The 19,803-nt window shown below is 65.7% G+C and carries 14 protein-coding genes; 6 read left to right on the top strand and 8 right to left on the bottom strand.

Annotated elements, in window-relative coordinates; genetic code table 11:
* Nucleotides 1–161: 161 nt before the first annotated feature.
* Nucleotides 162–353 carry a hypothetical protein gene (locus MJD61_11210; protein ID MCG8555837.1) on the bottom strand — a complete coding sequence of 64 codons (192 nt, stop codon included), beginning with the start codon at nt 351–353 and terminating at the stop codon, nt 162–164.
* Between the two features lie 460 nt (nt 354–813).
* Between MJD61_11210 and MJD61_11215 the strand changes: the two genes are divergently transcribed.
* From MJD61_11215 to MJD61_11230, 4 genes are all read left to right on the top strand, one after another.
* Nucleotides 814–1,179: a helix-turn-helix transcriptional regulator gene (locus MJD61_11215; GenBank protein MCG8555838.1), complete on the top strand. Its 366-nt coding sequence runs from the start codon at nt 814–816 to the stop codon at nt 1,177–1,179.
* 50 nt (nt 1,180–1,229) lie between these two features.
* Nucleotides 1,230–2,447 (top strand): hypothetical protein, encoded by a 1,218-nt coding sequence (locus tag MJD61_11220; protein MCG8555839.1) that lies wholly within the window; start codon nt 1,230–1,232, stop codon nt 2,445–2,447.
* Nucleotides 2,448–2,484: 37 nt separating this feature from the next.
* A complete protein-coding gene (locus tag MJD61_11225) occupies nt 2,485–3,417 on the top strand; it encodes a hypothetical protein (GenBank protein MCG8555840.1) in 933 nt (310 codons plus the stop codon).
* Nucleotides 3,418–3,678: 261 nt separating this feature from the next.
* Entirely contained in the window at nt 3,679–4,368 is a 690-nt protein-coding gene (locus MJD61_11230) for a hypothetical protein (GenBank protein ID MCG8555841.1), read from the top strand.
* On the opposite strand, the gene MJD61_11235 is transcribed toward MJD61_11230, so the two are convergent.
* The 6 genes from MJD61_11235 to MJD61_11260 all read right to left on the bottom strand — a co-directional run bounded on the left by MJD61_11235 (nt 4,289) and on the right by MJD61_11260 (nt 13,403).
* Nucleotides 4,289–4,861, bottom strand: a complete 573-nt coding sequence (locus MJD61_11235; protein MCG8555842.1) for a Uma2 family endonuclease — start codon at nt 4,859–4,861, stop codon at nt 4,289–4,291. The genes MJD61_11230 and MJD61_11235 overlap by 80 nt on opposite strands.
* Nucleotides 4,862–5,161: 300 nt before the next feature.
* Complete coding sequence (locus MJD61_11240) at nt 5,162–6,931, bottom strand: SulP family inorganic anion transporter (protein ID MCG8555843.1); 1,770 nt, start codon at nt 6,929–6,931, stop codon at nt 5,162–5,164.
* 102 nt (nt 6,932–7,033) lie between these two features.
* Nucleotides 7,034–8,416 (bottom strand): hypothetical protein, encoded by a 1,383-nt coding sequence (locus tag MJD61_11245; GenBank protein ID MCG8555844.1) that lies wholly within the window; start codon nt 8,414–8,416, stop codon nt 7,034–7,036.
* Nucleotides 8,417–8,582: 166 nt separating this feature from the next.
* Nucleotides 8,583–9,914, bottom strand: a complete 1,332-nt coding sequence (locus MJD61_11250; GenBank protein MCG8555845.1) for an APC family permease — start codon at nt 9,912–9,914, stop codon at nt 8,583–8,585.
* 29 nt (nt 9,915–9,943) lie between these two features.
* Nucleotides 9,944–11,266, bottom strand: a complete 1,323-nt coding sequence (locus tag MJD61_11255; GenBank protein ID MCG8555846.1) for a methyltransferase domain-containing protein — start codon at nt 11,264–11,266, stop codon at nt 9,944–9,946.
* A 163-nt stretch (nt 11,267–11,429) separates the two neighbouring features.
* A complete protein-coding gene (locus tag MJD61_11260) occupies nt 11,430–13,403 on the bottom strand; it encodes an MFS transporter (GenBank protein ID MCG8555847.1) in 1,974 nt (657 codons plus the stop codon).
* Between the two features lie 304 nt (nt 13,404–13,707).
* Here MJD61_11260 and groES point away from each other — a divergent pair, with 304 nt between their 5' ends.
* Both groES and groL read left to right on the top strand, forming a co-directional pair.
* On the top strand, nt 13,708–13,998 hold the full coding sequence (groES, locus tag MJD61_11265) for a co-chaperone GroES (GenBank protein MCG8555848.1): 291 nt from the start codon (nt 13,708–13,710) through the stop codon (nt 13,996–13,998).
* A gap of 24 nt (nt 13,999–14,022) precedes the next feature.
* Nucleotides 14,023–15,696, top strand: coding sequence for a chaperonin GroEL (gene groL / locus MJD61_11270; GenBank protein MCG8555849.1), 1,674 nt, complete (start codon nt 14,023–14,025; stop codon nt 15,694–15,696).
* Between the two features lie 190 nt (nt 15,697–15,886).
* Here the strand turns inward: groL and MJD61_11275 are convergent, their stop codons facing one another.
* On the bottom strand, nt 15,887–19,516 hold the full coding sequence (locus MJD61_11275) for a hydantoinase B/oxoprolinase family protein (protein MCG8555850.1): 3,630 nt from the start codon (nt 19,514–19,516) through the stop codon (nt 15,887–15,889).
* Nucleotides 19,517–19,803 lie beyond the last annotated feature (287 nt).

The raw sequence follows: 19,803 nt of genomic DNA on the forward strand, positions 1-19,803 counted from the left end.
AAACCCGGTCCGGCTGCATCCCCAGACCGTCAACGGGTTGGGCGCGTCTTCCGCCAAGAAGACTCGAGGGTATGTCCCCAGTATTCTTCGTCGTTGCGCCTCTCAAGCGGCGGCCGGTCCTCGCCCAAGCGCGTAAAGTGCTCTTTCGCGGCCCTGCGGGGTCACGGAACCGCCTCTTCCGAAGCGGCCACGTGGGCCGCGATCGGACAGGGGTCGGCGCAGGCGTGCTCGCCCGCCAGCTCGAGGGCGTGGCTCATGGCGCGCTCCATGGCAGCAAACCACTCGCTCGCCGTGGGAAACAGGTTGTCCTGGCCCACTTGCTCGGCAACACCCGTGCGCTCTAGAACGCGCATGGGCCGCCCCAATTCCGTGAGGCGCCGGGCCAATGTTCTTCAGACGAATTACGCCGAAAGCAAGCTCCGGGTGATAGATAGTGGACGGTTATGGAGCACCGGTAAACGGCGAGGCTCTTTCGGAGCTCGCCGCGTCGACCCGGTTGGTCTGCTGGCCGGGACGCCGCAGTATTCACGGAGCCGCAACGCGCTAGTACTTCAGGGTCATTGCAGTGTCGGACGGACTGCGTTAGCCGTGCAGATTGCCAAGCGTGCAGACCGATAGGGAATCGGTCTTGCTGCGAGGGTCAGGCGTTTCGAGGAAAACTCGGGGGCAAGGAGGGTGCTGTGGGAAGGGTCGTGGGTAGTCGGTGGGCAAGGGCTTCGTGCCGGCTTGGTATCGCCGAGCATGATCGGAGGGCTTGCGAGAATGCGGTGTTGAGCGAGGGGTATCAAGATCAACGGCAGCGCTCGACTGCCTTTGACGAGAGCACCCGCCGCGGGGGGGGGGACGGAGAGCGGGCGGCTCGCTTGCGGCCATCGCGTCAAGGTGATTCTAGGTCCCTTCTCTTCGCGCGCGGGGCTCAGCGCTCGCGAGCGCGATGTCGTCTCGCTGGCCGTTGCCGGTAACTGGAGCCGAGGTCAGATCGCGGCAAAGCTCCGTATTTCCGAAAGGACCGTCAAGTTCCACGTCTCGTCCATCCTACGAAAGACCGGCGCGCCGAATCTTCCTCGCCTGGTCTGGCGCCTGCTACGCGATGCCCTCGCCTCGGGCACGCTGGATGCCCCTGGGCAACAAGCGCCCGAGGCGGCATCGGCGCCGGCTGATCGGACCGGTGCAGACTGATGTGGTATGGTGCCCGTGTCTCGACCTTCGACGCAAACGGGAGGGTGCAGGTGGGACTAGGCACAGCGGTCGTCTTGGCCACGCTCGCTGCGAGCTCCGGATGCGCCAGCAGCCATGCCAATCCAGAGGGCGCGGATGCGAGCGTGTCGGGTGCAGCCGCTGGCGGTGGCCCGGCCCCGGCGCAGGGTTCCGATGCGGCGACCGATGCTTCCGATCCCTCATGCGTGCCGCGGACAGAGAGCTGCAACAACATCGACGATGACTGCGATGGACGGGTGGATGAGGGAAGTGTCTGCGCGTGGTGCCGCAAGAGGATGTCATCCTGGAATCACACATGCGTGCTGCTGCGTGCCGGCGAGGTCAGGTGCTGGGGCGAGAACTTCTACGGTCAGCTGGGCGACGGGACGAAGAGGCTCAGGCACACGCCCGTCGCTGTCATCGGGCTCGGCAAGGCCATCGAGGTGAGCGCGGGTGGCGACCACACCTGCGCGCGCCTGAGCACGGGCCAGGTCACGTGTTGGGGCAGGAACCACGACGGCCAGCTGGGCGACGGGACGGTCACGAGTCGCAGTACACCGGTCGCGGTCCTGGGCCTGAGCGACACGGTTGAAGTTGCTGCCGGACGGTGGCACACGTGCGCGCGCGTGAGCACGGGCCAGGTCGCGTGTTGGGGCAACGACGGCGAGATCCGGCCCGGGATCCCGACGGCGAGCGGGCTGGCCACCCTTATCGCGGGCCTCGGCGATGCCGTTGAAATCGCCGCTGGGACCTGGCACACGTGCGCGCGCCTGAGCACGGGCCAGGTCACGTGCTGGGGCCTCAACTCCGAGGGTCAACTGGGCAACGGGACAACGACGGCCAGCACTGCTGCACCGGTTGCGGTCCAGGGGCTTAGCGATAGCGTCGAAATCGCCGCAGGAGGCTTCCACACGTGTGCGCGCTTGCGCGCGACCGGCATGCGGTGCTGGGGCGTGAACGGGAGGTCGCGCCTGGGCGACGGCACCACGGCATCGAGGAGCACGCCTGTAGCAGTGACGGCAGTCAGCGCCAGTGTACTCAGCAACAGTGTCGAGGTCGCTGCCGGGGTCGAGCACACGTGCGTGCGCCTGCGCGCGGGCGAGGTCAAATGCTGGGGTGGCAACACCCGTGGCCAACTGGGGGACGGCAACCCCTTCGACTACGTCCCCTTGAAGACCAGTGCTATCTCCGTAAGCGGCTTGACACTCCCCGTCTGCCCGGCGCGTTCGGATGGGAGCAGACCGGAATGACTTGCTGGGCGGGTCCCAGAGGCAAGGGGAAGCGCAGATGACGAAGAGAAACAGAGCGAAGCACAGCGGCGTGCAGCCTGAGCCCGGGGGCCAACCCCGGAGTTACTACCGAGCCTCGGCGTTGTTCACGCTCGCGATCGCCCTGGTCGCGGGCGCTTCCGGCTGTGGCAGCAAGGAGAGGAAGCCGCGTACCGCCGTCGACACCAACCCGTGTTGGGTGTTCGGCTGCCCCCCGTATGACGCGGGCGTCCGGGGCGGCAGCGGCGGTTGGGGAGGCGTTGCCGGCGGAGCCACCTGCGATGCCGGTAGAGGCGGTATAGGCGGGGGCGGTGCTATGGGCGGGGGCGGAGGTACAGGCGGTCTCGGGGGTACAGGCGGTCTCGGGGGTACAGGCGGTCTCGGGGGCGCACGCCCTGTGCGCATGGCCTCGAGCGTGAGCGCGGGTGGATCGCACGAGTGCGTCCTGTGGGCAGATGGGCAGGTAACGTGCACGGGCAACAACAGTCAGTTCAGCTCGCCTCCCGGCATCGCTTTCGGCAGCGTGAGCGCCGGAGGCAACCACACCTGCGCCGTCCAGGCAACCGATGGTCACGTACAGTGCTGGGGCGACAACGCGCTCGGTCAGTCCACTCCCCCCGATAGCATCGCGTTCTGCAGCGTCAGCGCGGGAGGCAACCACACCTGCGCCATCCAGGCATCCGATGGTCGCGTGCAGTGCTGGGGCGACAACGCGCTCGGTCAGTCCACTCCGCCCGATAGCATCGCGTTCAGCAGCATCAGCGCGGGAGACAAGCACACGTGCGGCGTCCGGCTCTCGGACCGGCGGCTCCAATGCTGGCCCCACGTCGCCATTCATCCGGTGTTTGCTTGTGAGCCTTTTGCCACTGTCAGCGTGGGTGGACGCGCTGTGTGTGGCTTGTACCCATCGGGCGCCGCACCCGGTCCGGTATCGTGCTGGCAGGGGCTGTAGACCTGCCCGCAAACGGATCGACACCAGAGCGGCGCCCGGTCTTCGCCGAAGCTCACGGATCAAGCGAGGCCGAACTGGAGGCCCATCGGTTGACCCGGGCTGACCTTAAACCTCCCGAGCGATCCGAAAAACGACGGAACCTGTACCCGGGGGTACATATGCAGGCCGAAGAGCCGCCTCTAGTCTCACCTTGCTTACTGCCGGCCGTCTCTTGGCTGTCTCCAAACGACGACCTGATCGAGACCGGCCCGAAGGTGTCCCATGCGTGCAACCAAACGAATCGACCCGCGTGCTTCGAGCCACAGCGGTGGACCGAAGAGTCTCGCGGCACCCGCGATCGCCTCCGTGCTCGCTGCCGTCAGCCTGCTCGCCCCTGCCAGCGGTCAAGCTCAGGGTTTTGTCCCCTTCGTGTGTCCCCCCTGTCCACAGTGGCAGGACGTTGTCCCCTGGGACGTTAGAATGTATGGCGCCGGTACCCCGGTTAGCGAGCTCGAGCACCACAATATGTTCACCTACTGGCGCTATCAGAACAACGAAGACGACAGGCGGCTGATCGTTGCCAACGGGTATGTCCGGGAGCTCTGGTTCAACATCAACTTCTTCAACACCAAGTCCGAGGATACGCTCAGTTTTGCCTGGGTGCAGCTGAGCGGAGGAGGTCCCCCAGGGTGGTACTTCTTCACCGGCTTTCCGAGCCTTCAGTCGAGCCCTGACGAATTACGTTTTCACTCGGACGCCACGGGGATAGGCCTCGGTGTCAACATATCGGGCGCACGGGCACGGTCGAACGTGCGGTGCGGTACTGCCCTGCCGACGCGGCACGGCAGTACGAAGGCTCCTTCATCGCTCGTCGCCTGGCCCCTCGGGCGCGTTACGCAGGGTCTCGCTGGTCGCGCTCGTCCGGCTCTAGCCTTGCGAGCTCGTCCCAGAGCGCATCGAGGTCTAGGGTGAGACCCTGGCAACCGGGGATTGCGTCGTGGCTTCCTCGAGTGGCGACGAACACGCGCGCGTAGCGCTGGCGCTCGTCGAGCTCGAAGATCTCGAGCGAGCCAAGGGCGGGATCCAGGAGCCAGTAGTAGAGAATTCCGAAGCGCGCGTACTCGCTCATCTTGTCGACACGGTCCCGGCGCTCATCGGCGGGCGTCGGCGTTACCACTTCGACGGCGATGTCGGGAGCAACGCGCACGGGGCCACGCCGAGGCAACGCGCGGGCTCGCAGAAAGACGCTCAGATCGGGCTTGCGGCCGTGCTGCTCGTCGATCGCGAGCTTCAGCTCGGATCCGAACACGTAGCCACGCCCCCCAAGCCAACCCCTGATCGCGAACACGAGCCAGGTCACGGCCAGCTCATGGACCGGGTCTGCCACTTCCTCCTCCTGCAGCCGACCGCGGACAAGCTCCCCGCCCGCCTCCTCGTGGAGCTCACCCCACTCCGTCAGGCTCACGGATGCCCCACGACCCGGGTCGGAACCAGGCCAGAGCTCGGGCTGCCAGTGCCGCACAACGACACTTTAGCACGCATCGGTCACCAACTTCGAACCGAATCGCCGGAGGCGTCTGCGATAGCGGTCGATCCGCAGTCGAGGCACCGGAGGCATAGTTGACACTATCGGAGTTCTCGTCGCTGCGCTCCTGCGATCCCGGAGGATGCTCGGGAGACGAGGACGCGGCCGCTTGTGCGGGCGGATCGGGTGATTGGGCCGGAGGCTGGTGACCGATGCGGGCCAGCACGCGGCCCTGCAGGGTCACGGAGCTGTCTTGCCCAAAGCAGCCACGTGGGCCGCGATCGGACAGGGGTCGGCGCAGGCGTGCTCGCCCGCCAGCTCGAGGGCGTGGCTCATGGCGCGCTCCATGGCAGCAAACCACTCGCTCGCCGTGGGGAAAAGGTTGTCCTGGCCCACCTGCTCGGCAACACCCGTGCGCTCCAGAACGCGCATGGTGCTCTCGCGCATGCCGGCCAGGATCAGGTGCCGGCCCGATGCCTCGAGACGGCGCGCCAGCGCCCTGAAGACGGCCGCGGTGGTCGCGTCCATGGCGTGGGTTCGCTTGAGCCTCACGATGAGCACACGCGTTTGCTGATCTCGCACGTGCTCGTCCAAGGCGGCTTGCAGCTCGCCGGCCGCTCCGAAGAAGAGCGCGCCCTCGAGGTGCAGGATGCGGATGGCACGACAGATGCCCGCATGCTCTTGAGACGGCTGCAGGGATTCGCTCTCTTCGACTTCGCGCAGGTGACCGCCCTGATCGATCGCCATCCGGCGCACGATCAGCAGTCGGGCCCGGCGCAGGAACAACACGATGCTGATGCCCGCTCCCAGGTAGATGGCGAGATCCAAGGGCAGGGTCCAGGTGCCGATCAACGTGGTGAGGAACGCCAGCATGTCCGCCGGCGAGCTGCGGACGGTGGAGGTGATGCGCTTCACGTCGATCAAGTCGGCGATCACGACGAACAAGAGACCCGAAAGCGTGGCCACCGGGGTCAGATCCACCAGCGGGCCGAGAACCAACAGCACCACCAGCATGAGCAACCCGGACAAGGCCCCGGCAAGACGACTCGTGCCGCCGATACTGTCGTTGAGCGCGGAGCGGGACAGACTGCCACCGACCGGGTAGCCGGAAAAAAAGGCTGCTGTCACATTGGCCAGACCTTGACCGAGAAACTCGGAGGAGATGTCCAGCCGCTCGCCACGTCGCGAAGCGATCGAGCGTGCTACCGATGTCGACTCCACCAGCGACAGCACCGTGCATGCGATCCCCGCGGGCAGCAGTCCGGCAACGGCCGCGATGTTGGGCAGCGACACGGAAGGTAGGCCAGCCGGGACCGGCGAAAGATCGGCGACCACGGTCACACCGTGCCGGCGCAGATCGAGCACGTAGCTCGCGACGATGCTCGCCAGCATCAGGATCAGGGCGCCAGGCAGGCGGCGGTTGATTCTCCTCAAGAGCAGCAGCAGCAGCACCGAAGCAGCCGCTATGACGATGGGCCCGAGCTGCGCCTGGTGCTGGTCTCCGATCCAGGCCATCACGCGCTCCGGAAGCGAGCCTCGATGAGCCTCGGTTCCGGTGACGTTCGGCAGCTGACCGGCGCCGATCAAGACAGCCGCGCCGCTGATGTAGCCCAGCACCACGGGGCCCGAGATGTAGTCCACGATCACGCCGAGGCGCAGCAGCCCGGCCACGATCTGGAACAGGCCCACCACAAACGCCAGCGTGATCGCGATCTGAGCCGGCGAACCCCCTATACCCGCTGCGACGGCGCTGCCAACCAACAAGCTGACCGCATTGGTCGGGCCGGACACGACCTGTTGCGAGCCTCGAAACAGACTGCCCATCACGACGGGTAATGCCGCCGCGTACAAACCCATCACCGGCGGCAGTCCGGCGATCAGCGCGTACGCGATGCCCTGCGGCACGGCCAGGAACGTCAGGACCGTGGCCGCGTACAAGTCCTTGCCGAGCCGCCCAGCACGGTAGTCGCGAAGGTCCAGCAGCGGCAGGTAGTAGCGCAGGCGGTTCACGTCACTGCGTGGGCATACTGCCATATGCGCACAAGCGCCGATACGGAAAGCGCCCATGCGGCGCTGCGCCCATGCTCGGTCCGGAGTCTCGAGACGGCTAGCTCAGGTGCAGTGCCCGTTTACACAATTGGGCTGTCCCTGGCTGCATTGGTTTCCGCACTCGCCACAGTGCTGGGGATTCTGCTGGAGCTCCGTCTCGCAGCCGTTCGCCAAAACGCTATCGCAGTCACCCCAGCCCGGCGCGCACTTGTTGACGCACCTGCCGTCCTTGCAGTCGACGACGGGCTCGGAGCTCACACATACGTTACCACAGCGGCCGCAGTTCAAGGGATCGGTGGCGACGAAGGTCTCGCAGCCGGTCGCGGGGTTACGGTCGCAGTCGTCGAACCCGCTGACGCAGCGCTGGCCGCAGCGGCCGCCATTGCAGTTGGCAACCGTGTTCAGGGTGGCCGGAGGCGGGCAGACAAGGCCGCACATCCCGCAATTGTTGCGATCGTGGAGCAGGCTAGCTTCACAACCGTTGCCTGGATGCATGTCGCAGTCCCAGTAGCCGGCCTCACAGCTCTTGATAAGGCATTGGCCTGTCATGCACATCGGGACCGCATGCTCGGGATCGCAGTCTTCGCCGCACTGGCCGCAGTTGTCGGGCGACTCCCGGGTCTCGCAGCCGTTCTGATGATTTCGGTCGCAGTCGAGGAACCCAGGATTGCACTGAGCGATCAGGCAACCGAACAGGCCTCCCGGTCCCGGCAAACAGTTCGCCGTTGCGTGATCCAGCTCGCAGGGCAGGCAGCTGCCGCAGTGTTGGGGCGTGTTCAGCGGGACACACATGCGTGGCAGCACGTCGCAGGTCGCCATGCCCCATGGGCAAGGGTCCACCTCACACACACCCGTCGAGCATGATAGGGGTGGCGCGCAAGGCAACCAGCACTGACCGCAGTGCTCGGGCTTCTGGAGCAGCTCCTCGCAGCCGTTGGTGGGGTCGCCGTCGCAGTCGCCGTGTCCCGGCCTGCAGCCGATCATCTCGCAGAAAAAGCTCAGGCAGCTCGACACGGCCTGTGGGATATCGCAGGCCACGCCACATGCGCCGCAGTTTTCCAGGGTGTTGAGCCGCTCGCAGCCGTTCGAGGGGTCCTTGTCGCAGTCTGCGAAGCCAGGATTGCATACGAGCCCACCTGTGGCTCCGAGTCCGGCGGGTCCTGGCAGGCTGGTCCCGGGCTCGCCACCGATTCCGGCTGTGGCATCGATTCCGGCTGCGGCATCGATTCCGGCGGCTCCCGGGTCGCCCGCGCCCCCGTTTCGCGGCTGCCCGACGACGCTCAGGTCGTGGCTGCACCCCAGCCCGGCAACAAGCACCGCCGTGCCCAGAAGGGCCGTCCCAACGGAGCTACAGCAACCTGTATCGAAAACCCGCACACCCGACACCGACACCCCGCTGCGCCTCCCGCACAGGACCTTGCCTACGACGCATCCGATTCCACCCATACAGCCCCAGCACCCCAAGAGCAACCCGGCGCCCGCCTGCGCCCTCGCCGCCGCCAGCGTCGGCCAGCCTCTGCCGGGGGCGCACGGAGCCTCGCCGGGTGGGAGAGAGTCTTGGAAGCGGGCACATGCTGGCATGCACCGATGAACGAAGCAGCGCGAGACGCAGCTACCTTGCGGGTCTCGCGCGTTCTCGGCCGACTGCCAGGTACGCCAGGGCGCCGAGGGCGAAGGTGAGCGCGGCTCCGGCTACTTGCGAGGGGTCGCCGATGGCCATGATGGTGGCGGAGGAACACGTCGCTGCGACGAACACGAAGGGAGCCAGATTGGACACCTTGATCAATGGACCCTTGCGCATGGTCGTCAGGAAAAGACACGCGACGGACATCGCAGCGCACAGCGACAGCGTCACGCCCAGGTAGGACAGCAGCCCTTGAAGCGTGCTCACAACGATGAATAGCGTGGCCAGCACGCACTGCGCTGCGACCGCTTCGCGCGGTGAACCGTCGCGCAGGCGCAGAAAGCCCGGCAGCAGCTCGTCCTCCGCCATCTTGGCGTAGACCCTCGGCGCCGCCATCATCATGCTCGAGACCGAGGTCAGCAGGGCCAGCGCGATGATCGCGCGCACGATGCCGGCCAGCGTGCCGCCGCCGATCCACTCGGCTGCTATCGCGGCAACGTCAGGCTTGCCTGCGATGGCCCGTGCGGGGGGGGCGTAGACAAGAACCGCGTTGAGCAGCACGTAGAGCACGAACACCAAGAAGCTACCCATCATAAGCGCTCTGGGAACATCGCTGCGTGCGCTCGTAGCTTCTCCGGCGATGTAGACTGCAGCGTTGAAGCCCGAGTAGCTGAGCGAGATCCATACGAGTGCGCTCGCGAAACGAAAAGTCACGTCCGAGCCGGTATCACCCGACAGAGGCTCGGCAGCTAGCCCGTGCCACCCCTGACCGGCGGGTTGAGCCAGCGCAACCACAAGGAAGCCCGCGAGCAAGCCGACCTTCAGCAATACGGCCAGATTCTGCAGTCTCGCTCCCAGACCGGGTCGAAGACCGTGTACGAGCGCAGCGAGCAGCACGGCGGAGACGGCGATCAAGTCGGATGGAAGCCAGTCTGGCCGCGCCTGTTGTGGCATCACGTAGCTCTCGAATGCGGTTGCTGCGAACGCGATGGCGCCCGTGAAGCCGGCGATCAGGGAAACCCAGCCGGCGATAAACCCCAAAAGCGGGTGCGCTGCACGCGAGAGAAAGGTGTATTCCCCACCGGACTCGGGCATGGCGCGAATCAGTCGGCCGTAGCTGTAGGCGCCACAGAGCGCGACGCCGCCGCCCACGATCCAGGCCAGAACCACGGCGTGCTGGGATCCCAGACTCTTCAGGGTGAAGCCGGAGGTCGTGAACACCCCGGCGCCGACCATGTTGGCAACAACCAAAGAGGCCAGCGTCCACAAGCCAAAGCGGCCACCACCTCCGGCGGCGCTTGGTGAGCGCTCAGGATTCACGGGCGCTCAAGCCCCACCCCGCTCAGAGCTCACGGGCGCTCGAAGCGCAGAAAGTAATTCTGCTCCAACCCGGGGATCGTCACTTCTTCTTTGAAGCGAAACCCGGCCTGCTCGATCTCCTTTCGGAACTGCGCCTTGCCGGCTCGTATGTGCTCGAGCACCCACTCGGACGACTTGCCGGGGATGCGGTCGAAATCGACGATGACGAGCTCGCCCTTCGGTCGCAGCGCCTTGCGGATCGACCTCAGCATGTCCTGGTGGTGCTCGAGGTGATGGTAGACGTCGCACAAGAAGACATGGTCGACCGATGCCTTGGGAAGCTTGGTGGAGTCTTGCTTCGATTGGATGACCCACACGTTGCGCAGCCGCTCTTTCTTGGCTCGCTTTCTGAGCCCGCGAATCAGCCTGGGAGAGATGTCGAGCGCGTAGACCTTGCCCCTGCGCCCGACGGCCTTCGACAGCGCCGCCATATACAGCCCCGTACCGGCCCCCACGTCCGCGATCCGCGCCCCCTTCTTCAGGTTGAGCGCCGCGACCACCTCGCCGCGGTGCAGCGCGACCTCACGCTCCTCGCTCTCCCAACGTTCACGGTACTTCTGAACATCCAGCTTCGGATCCAAGAAGCGCTTGTTGATGCCGGCAGGAACTTTGGCTGTGGCATCGTGGTGGGCGGCTTGTCCTGCCGCCTGCTGCTGCGGCTCACAGCGCGCGGAACCGGGCTCGTTTGCGCACGCCTTGTCGAAGTACGCCTCCACGGCCGGTGCGAGCGCTGTCAGACCCGCCTCCTTGCCAAACGCGAGAGCCTGGCCGCGCTTGCTCTGCTGCAGGTGGAACGCCCGCAGCGCCAGCAGCGCCCCAGCTCGGTTGCCGCTGCCGCAGTGGACGAGCGCATGCTCGGGGCCCGCATCGGACAAGGACCGGTCGAACGCTTGCGCGTTTGCTTCGGTCAGGCCGTCCGCGCCCTTGACCGGTATCGAGACGAAGAGCATCCCGAGCGCCTGCGCCTGAGCTCGCTCCTGCTCGAAGCCCGGCTCGCTCGGCTGGCGAAGCGAGATAACGGTGTTTCTGCCAGCCGCATGGGCGCGTGCCAGGGCCTGTGCATCGGGTTGACCCCCGGTGATGAGGCCGTTTGGGAGCCGCCGCTCGTTCGGTATCCCTAGAGGCTGGCCAGCCGCATCCTGCGTCTTGGCTGCAGCGCCGCCGTGCTCGGCTGCCGCCGTGCCTGCAGCCGCTGCCCTGGTCGGGTGGGAGTCTGTCGAGTGGGAGTCAGCCGAGTAGGGGTCGACCGCGCTTGCTGCGGGCGGGGGCGGGGATGCGCCACCACACGCTGACAACAATAACGACAGCAACACGAGGGCCCCTTGCTGGAAGCTCGATCCGGGAGCGCCGCAGCCCTGCGGTGGACCATGGGCCAGCCGCGCAACAGCGCCGGACGGGAAGGATCGGAGGTGAAGCGGCGAAGCTGCTCTTTCCTGACGCCAAAACATGACAACACTCCTGATCCGCCCCGAGGGTCTAGGCGTTCGCTTGCTGCAAATAGGTTTGCCCTTTGTACAGCTTGGCCATCACAGCGAACACCGCAGCGGCCACGGTCATCAAACCGGTAAAGACCCAGAAGAACTGCGACAGGCTGAGAATCGTCTGCATGGGCGCCACGAAGGCAACCAGCACGTTGCCGAAGGTTACACACAGCAGCCAAAACCCCATGATCGTGGACTTCATGGCGCGCGGCGCCTGGGTATATGCAAACTCGAGCCCTGTCACCGAAACCAGGACCTCGGCAGTGGTCATGATCAAGTACTGCACGACCTGCCACAGCACATGCACCTCGGCGCCGCCCGTCGCGGCCAGATCCTCGATGCGTGCCTGCAGCAGCGCCCCCGTCCCAAAGGCCACCGCCGCCATGAACATGCCCACGGTCATCTTTTGCAGCGGGCGCACCTCGATACCGCGTTCCTTGAGCGGGTGGTAGACCAGCACATTGAGGCCGGGGATGATCATCATGACCATCAGCGGGTTGAGGGCGGAGATCTGGGCGGCCTCGAGCTCGATCTCCACCCACTCGCCGTTGATGAGGTCGGCCAATCCCGTCGCGACACCGGCACCCGCAATCAGACCCAGCACGAGCTTCGTGACCCTGCGGGGGATCGAGGCGTTCGAGACCCAGAGCAGGAGCCATGTGCCGCCGAATAGCGCGAGCCCGATGGTGCCGACCACCAGGTAGACCGACAGGTAACGCGGAACCGACAGCAAGCGGTCCATCTGGCGCGCCTGTTCGATCCAGGTCGAGGCATGCTGGTCGAACAGCGCCCAGAACACGCTCACTCCCGAGAACACCAGCATGATCCGCAGCACCGCGGGTGGACCTGCGGCCGCGTCCGCGCCGAACGTCTCGCGGGCCACGTCGTAAAAGCCCTGTCCCTTTTCCCGCCTGCGACGGTTCTTGAACGCGTACAGCGTCACCGCCAGAAAGCCGTTGTCGGGCTGCTTGTTTTGGCGCATGTTGAACAACAAGAAGCCGAGCCCAAACAAGACCAGCGCCGTCAGCACGTACGGGCCGGACGCCGAGGCGAGGTGGCCAGAGTAGTCGGCCAGGTAGCCCGCATAGAACTCGAGCTTGCCCATGTTGCCGATCGGCTCGGGCTTGAAGTGCCCGCCCTCGATGAACACGGTCACGATCAGCGCCAGCACCGGGGAAAAGAGCAGCACCGACGCCGTGAAATCCATGGCACCGAGCTTGCCCCCGGGATTCGGCTTCACGTGCACGAAGCGCTTGCGGCCCATCCAAAAGACCAGCGTGGCGATTCCCATGAATACGCCGGGGACGCCAAAGGCCACTTCCGGACCGAACCAACCGTAGAGCAGCGGCGTGAGAATGGTCGAAAAGAACGAGCCGAAGTTGATGATGAAGTAGAAGACCTGAAAGACCCGCGTCACCAGATGGCTGTTGCGAGCGCTGAACTGGTCCCCCACGTTCGCTGAAACGCAGGGCTTGATGCCGCCCGAGCCCACGGCAATGAGGCAAAGCCCTACGTACATGAGGTAGGCCGTCGTGTCGTACTCGCCCCAGGCGTCGAAACGCCCGGCAACCGCGAGCGTGGCGTGCCCGGCACAGTAGATGAGCGAGACCCACAAGATGACCGGGTACTTGCCGAGGAAGCGATCCGCCATGATGGCGCCGATCATGGGAAACGCGTACACACCGGCCATGAACAGATGCGCGACCGCCGTGGCTTTGGCCTTGGCCGCGTCGTCCGCGCCCTCGGTCGCCGGCAGGATGTGCACGTACAGCGACGCTAGGTAGACATACAGGATGGCTCGCATCCCGTAGTAGCTGAAGCGCTCCGCGCCCTCGTTGCCGACGATGAAGGGGATTCCCGCGGGAAACCGGTCGTCCCGCGCCGGCTGCTCAGCCGCCGTGCCTTCGCCGGCTGCGCCGACCCTGTCCGCCCCCTGCGCGCTGGCTGTTGCCTGCACTCCCTGAGCCATCTTGTTTGCACCTCCTGCGACCCCTCCCCTCGGCGGCGACCACTACTACCATGGATCCGAGGCTCGATCCTGTACGTCCTTTGCGCGCATCCTCGATTCACCCTCTTGGCCATTACGAAGAGAAGCGAGAAGTGTGAACTGACGCTCAAGGATGGGCAGGTGCTCGAGCGCCTCGGGGTCGTCGAAGACCTGCGCTCGAAGTTGCTGGCCGAAGCGGGCTACAGCTCGGCGGTGGGTTGACTCACCCGCCCGCAGCCTTATGGTGGGCACCGTTTTTTCAGAACCGAACCGAGAGGAGCGACCGATGCCGATTCGACCCCTTCATGACCGAATCCTGATTCAGAGGGTCAGCGAGGAAGAGAAGACAAGTGCTGGAATAATCATTCCTGATACGGCCAAAGAAAAGCCCATCGAGGGCAAAGTCATTGCCGTGGGCCCAGGTTCGGCAAAGAAGGACGGAAGCCGCCAGCCGCTGGAGGTCAAGCCCGGCGATCACGTGCTGTTCGGCAAATACAGCGGTACCGAGATCACGGTGGGTGGCGAAGAACAGCTCGTTCTCAAAGAGGACGATGTGCTTGCAGTCATTGAGCGCTGAGCGCGCAGAAAACGAGGTCAGGCTATGAGTGTCAAGGAAATCACCTACTCAGCTGCCGCGCGTGAGCGCGTGCGCGCGGGTGTCAATCAGCTCGCCAACGCGGTCAGGGTCACCCTGGGTCCCAAGGGCCGCAACGTCATACTCGACAAGAGCTTCGGCGCCCCCACCGTAACCAAGGACGGCGTCACGGTAGCCAAGGAGATCGAGCTTAAAGACAAGTTCGAGAATATGGGCGCCCAGATGGTTCGAGAGGTCGCCTCCAAGACCTCCGACGTAGCCGGAGACGGCACCACCACGGCTACGGTATTGGCCCAAGCGATCTTCCGTGAGGGCACCAAGCTCGTGGCTGCAGGCCACAACCCGATGTCGATCAAGCGCGGGATCGAGCGGGCGGTAAAGGCGGTCGTGGCGGACCTCGAGAACATGTCGGTCGCCACCCGCGACCCCAAGGAGATCACGCAGGTCGGTACGGTCTCGGCCAACGGGGACCACGAAATCGGCTCCATCATCTCCAGCGCCATGGAGAAGGTGGGCAAGGAAGGCGTCATCACGGTCGAGGAAGCCAAGAGCCTCGACACTACGCTCGACGTGGTGGAGGGCATGCAGTTCGACCGCGGCTACGTGTCCGCTTACTTCGTCACGGACCAGGATCGCATGGAAGCGGTGTTGGAAGACGCGTACATTCTCGTGCACGAGAAGAAGGTCTCCAACATGAAGGACTTGATCCCGACGCTGGAAGCCACGGCGCAATCGCAAAAGCCGCTGCTGATCATCTCGGAAGACGTTGAGGGAGAGGCCCTGGCGACGCTCGTGGTCAACAAGCTACGAGGCACGCTCAAAGTGGCCGCTGTAAAGGCCCCGGGCTTCGGCGACCGCCGCAAGGAAATGCTCAAGGACATCGCGGTGCTGACGGGCGCGCAAGTGATCAGCGAGGACCTCGGCCTGAAGCTCGAGAACGTAGCGCTGAGCGATCTCGGCCAGGCGAAACGAATCACGATCGACAAGGACAACACGACCATCGTGGATGGCGAGGGGAAGAAGGAAGAAATCCAGGGCCGCATCGAAACCATCCGGCGCCAGATTGACGAGACCACGAGCGATTACGACCGCGAGAAGCTGCAGGAGCGGCTTGCAAAGCTCGTGGGTGGCGTGGCCGTCATCAGCGTGGGCGCGTCGACCGAAGTCGAGATGAAGGAGAAGAAGGCACGCGTGGAAGACGCGCTGAACGCGACGCGCGCAGCGGTCGAGGAAGGCATCGTGCCTGGCGGCGGAGTCGCCCTGCTGCGCTGCCAGAGCAGCCTGGCTTCTGTGGAGGTCGCCGACGACGAGCGTGCAGGCGTCACGGTGGTGGCGCGAGCTCTGGAGGAACCGATCCGACAAATCGCACAGAATGCTGGGATCGAAGGCGCGATCGTGGTCGACAAGGTCAAGTCGCAAACGGGTGCCTACGGATTCGATGCAGCGGCCGAGCAGTACCAGGATCTCGTGGAAATCGGCGTGGTCGACCCCACCAAGGTGGTCCGGAGCGCGCTGCAAAACGCTGCTTCGGTGGCTGGTCTGATGCTAACCACCGAGGCCATGGTCGCTGAGAAGCCCAAAACCGAGGAGCCGCCGCCACCCGGAGGCGGGGGCATGGACGGCATGGGCGGTATGGGCGGTATGGGCGGTATGGGCGGCATGGGCGGCATGGGCATGTAGCAGCCCGCGCCGGGGGGGCCAGGGAGTGTCTTCATCCTGTGGCTCTCGGTCCCGATTCTGAAGGCACTCCCGAGCCGTTCAGGCCCCTGTTGCTCGCGGGGGGCCCCTGCTCTCTTCGTGTGCGCGCCACGGGCGCGCTGAGCGCGTGCGTATCAGCATTGCGCCTCATCAGGGCCCGAGCGCTTGCGCCTCAGTAAGGTCGCCCGTAGCCGCCGCCGCCGGGCGTCTCGATCGTGATGCGGTCTCCCGGTTGAGCGTCGAATTCGACCTTACCGGGTAGCGGCTGGCCATTGAGCAGGTTGCGGCCAGGCTTGCCGGGCTGGCCACCGGCAAGTCCAAACGGCGCGCAGGCCCGGCGCTCCGACAGGATCGAGAAGTGAAGCCGAGCCAGGGCTTCGAGCTCACGCACTACGCCGTCGCCTCCGTGCAACTTGCCGCGACCCCCCGAGCCCCTGCGCACGCCAAAGCGGATCAAGCGGACTGGAAAGCGAGATTCGAGCACTTCCGCGTCGGTGATGCGCGTGTTGGTCATGTGCGTGTGCACGGCCGAAGCGCCGTGGAAGCTCGGACCGGCGCCCGCCCCACCCGCGATGGTCTCGTAGTAGCCGAACCCGCAGTCACCGAAGGTGAGGTTGTTCATGGTTCCCTGGCTGGCCGAAGCCAGGCCCAGGGCCCCGAGCAGCACGTCCACGACCCGCTGCGAGGTCTCGACGTTGCCACCTGCCACGGCTGCGTGCGGCGACGGCGAGAGCAGGCTGCCTTGCGGGATCTCGATCGCCACCGGCAGCAAACAGCCGCTGTTCAGCGGGATCGGCTTGTTGACCAAACACCGCAGCACATAGAGCACAGCCGCCAGCGTGACGGCCCGGGGTGCGTTGAGATTGCCAGCAACCTCCGGATCGGTATCGGAGAAATCCACCGACAGCCGCGCGCCGTCCACGCGTAGCTGGACCCGAATGCGGGCCCCTTCGTCAAGTGCGTCCACAAATACGTAGCGTCCATCCGGAAATGCCCGGAGCGCCTCCTCGACCATCGCGCGAGCGTTATCCTGCACGTGGCTCATGTAGGCTTGGACCACCTCGAGGCCGTACTGCCGCATGAGCTCATGCAGCAGGTGGGCGCCGGCTTGGTTGGCGGCGATCTGGGCCTGAAGATCGGCCAGGTTCTGCTCGACGTCACGAGCTGGATAGGGGCCGGCCGAAAGCGCTGCCCGCAGCGCGCAGTCGTCGAAGACACCATCGCGAACCAGCCGCAGCCCGCGCAGCACGATCCCCTCCTGCTCGAGGCTCTTCGAGCTCGGCGGCATCGAGCCTGGGCTGCTGCCACCGATATCGGCGTGATGACCGCGGCTCGCGGTGAAAAACACGAGCTCAGCGCGCCCGTCGAAGACTGGAGTGATCACGGTTACGTCGGGTAGGTGTGAGCCGCCCGCTGCCGGGTTGTTGCTTGCGTAGACCTCCCCGGGTCGAGGTCTTGCAGCCGACGCAAGCAGAGCACGGATCGATTCGCTCATCGCGCCCAGATGCACTGGGATGTGCGGTGCGTTCGCAACCAAGCCGCCGTTCACATCGAACACAGCGCATGAGAAATCGAGCCGTTCACGGATGTTGGTCGAAAGAGCCGTCCGCCGGAGCACATGACCCATCTGCTCGGCAATGGACATGAAGCGGTTGTTGAACACCTCGAGCTTCACTGGGTCCGCGCATGTTGCAGTCGAGACTCGCTCTGCCTGCCCTGGGTCCCGCTGCAAACGTGCGCGGGGCTCTTCGTTTCGACGAGGGCTGCTTCCCGGGGCCTGGACGCTTGCGTTTCGCAAGAGCAGCAACCCGCCCGCCGCGACCTCGAGCGAGAAACCCGGCTCCACGACCAGCGTCCCGGTGTCCTCGAGCACGATCGCGGGTCCTTGCAACACCTGCTCCTCAAGCAGGGACTCCCGGACGATCACGGGCACATCGTCCAGCCAGCGCCCTTGGTGCCAGAGCGAGAGCGCCCGAGGGGGGATTCGCACAGTTTTTTTCGTGAGCCGGCTAAGGTCCAGCGGCGGCGAGCCCGCCACCACCTCCACCCGTAGCGTCACGACCTCCACCGGGTGCCCTTTGCGCCGGTAGCCGAACTGGTGCTCGTGCAGCCCTTCGAAAGCCTCCCGGATGGCTTCGGGCGCCTGAAACGGCAAGGTCAAGGCGGTTTCGGTGCCCCGGTAGCGCAGGTCGACTCGCTCGGCGCTGCGCAGCTGCTGCTGCGCAAAGCCGTCCTGGTGCATGGCGGTCGTGCCCTGTCGCAGCAGCTCATCCAGCACCGGTTGCACGCGGCTCGCCAGATCCTCGCCGAGCAGGAAGCGGCCGACATCGCGCTCGCCGTGCCAAGCCACATCCGCCACGCCCATGCCGAAGGCCGAGAGTACCCCGGCGAGCGGATGGCACACGATGGTGGCTACGCCGAGGCTGCGTGCCACCGCGCAGGCATGCTGCCCGCCAGCACCCCCGAACACGATCAGCGCGTGCTCGCGCACGTCGTGGCCGCGGGCGACGGTCACCTTGCGGATGGCCTGAGCCATGTTGTCGACAGCAATTTCGAAGAACCCCTCGGCGATAGCTAGCGGGCTGCGTTTCTGACCCGAGGCCTCCAGCCGCTCGCGCAGCCTTTCCAGCGCCTCGAGCACTCGAGCCTTGTCCAGAGCAAACGGAAAACGGTCGGACGGCAGTCGCCCCAACGCGAGATTCACATCGGTCAGGGTGAGCTCGCGGGCCTCGGGCCGGCCGTAGCACAGGGGCCCCGGCGCGGCGCCGGCGCTCTGGGGTCCCACGGTGAAGCGGTGCCCGTCGAAGCGGCAGACCGAGCCACCGCCTGCGGCCACGGTATGGATGTCCATCATCGGGGCACGCAGGCGCACGCCCGCGATCGATGTTTCGTGGACGCGCTCTAGCTCGCCCGTGCTGCGGCACACGTCCGTGGAGGTACCCCCCATGTCGAAGCCGATCACCTGGGACAACCCGGTGCAACGCGCCAGCGCCGCAGTGGCCACCGCTCCCGCGGCGGGACCCGACAGGATGGCGTTTCTGCCACGAAAGCGAGCGCCGTCCGTGAGCCCTCCGCTCGACTGCATGACCCTGAGCGAGCTCTCGGGTAGCTCGGCCTGAAGCACCCGAAGGTAGTCGCGAATCAGCGGCGTGAGGTAGGCGTCCACGAGCGTGGTCTCGCCCCGTGCCAAAAAGCCGATCTCCGCAGCCACCTCGTGGGAAACCGACACGTGATCGAAGCCCTCCTTGTGAGCCCAGCCCTCGATTCGGCGCTCGAGCTCGCCGTTGCGGTAAGCATGCAGCACCACCACCGCGAGACTGTCCACGCCACGCGCGCGCAGCGTGCGTAGGGCCGCACGCGTGGTGGCCTCTTCGGGCGCGTCCAGGACTCGGCCGTCGCGATCCAGCCGCGCGTCCACTTCGATCACATGGCGCTGCAACGCGGTGGGCTTGCGCACGTTCAGCTCGAACAGCTCGGGACGGCTCTGGTCGCCGATTTCGAGCAGATCGCCGAAACCGCGGGTGATGACCAGACCGCACGCCACACCCTGCCGCTCGAGCAATGCGTTGGTGGCCAAGGTCGTGCCCATGCGCACCTCGCAGGCGGGAATCGCCGCATCCGGGGCCAACCCCAACAGTGCGCGAATTCCTTCAAGCGGCGCGCGGTCCGACGACAGCACCTTGACGGCGCGCAGCGTGCCTTCGGGGCCGAGGCCGATGCAATCGGTGAACGTGCCGCCCCGATCGATCCAGATCCTCCACGACCTTGACCCCGCTGTCCCGGATGCTCGGCTCTGATTCATCGGCGCGCCGGAGACTAGCATGGGCCTGCCCCAGCAGCGGACTTGAGCAGGGGCCGTGTGCCGCAGTGTGCCAGCACTGCAAAGGCTACAGTAGCAACCTGACCCGGCAAGCATTCGAAAGCGCCCGCGGGTGCCGTAGGATCGGCATGGAATCTCGGTCGAGCGATAACGAGCGCGGCACTGGTACGGCCCTTGCTTCTGTCGCTACTGTCAATCGTATCGTACGCCACGGTGTTGTAGACGCCGTCGTACCGTACGCAGCCCCAGCTCGAGCTCACAGCGCGGGG

Source organism: Pseudomonadota bacterium, from assembly GCA_022361155.1.
In the GTDB taxonomy this organism is placed as follows: domain Bacteria; phylum Myxococcota_A; class Polyangia; order Polyangiales; family JAKSBK01; genus JAKSBK01.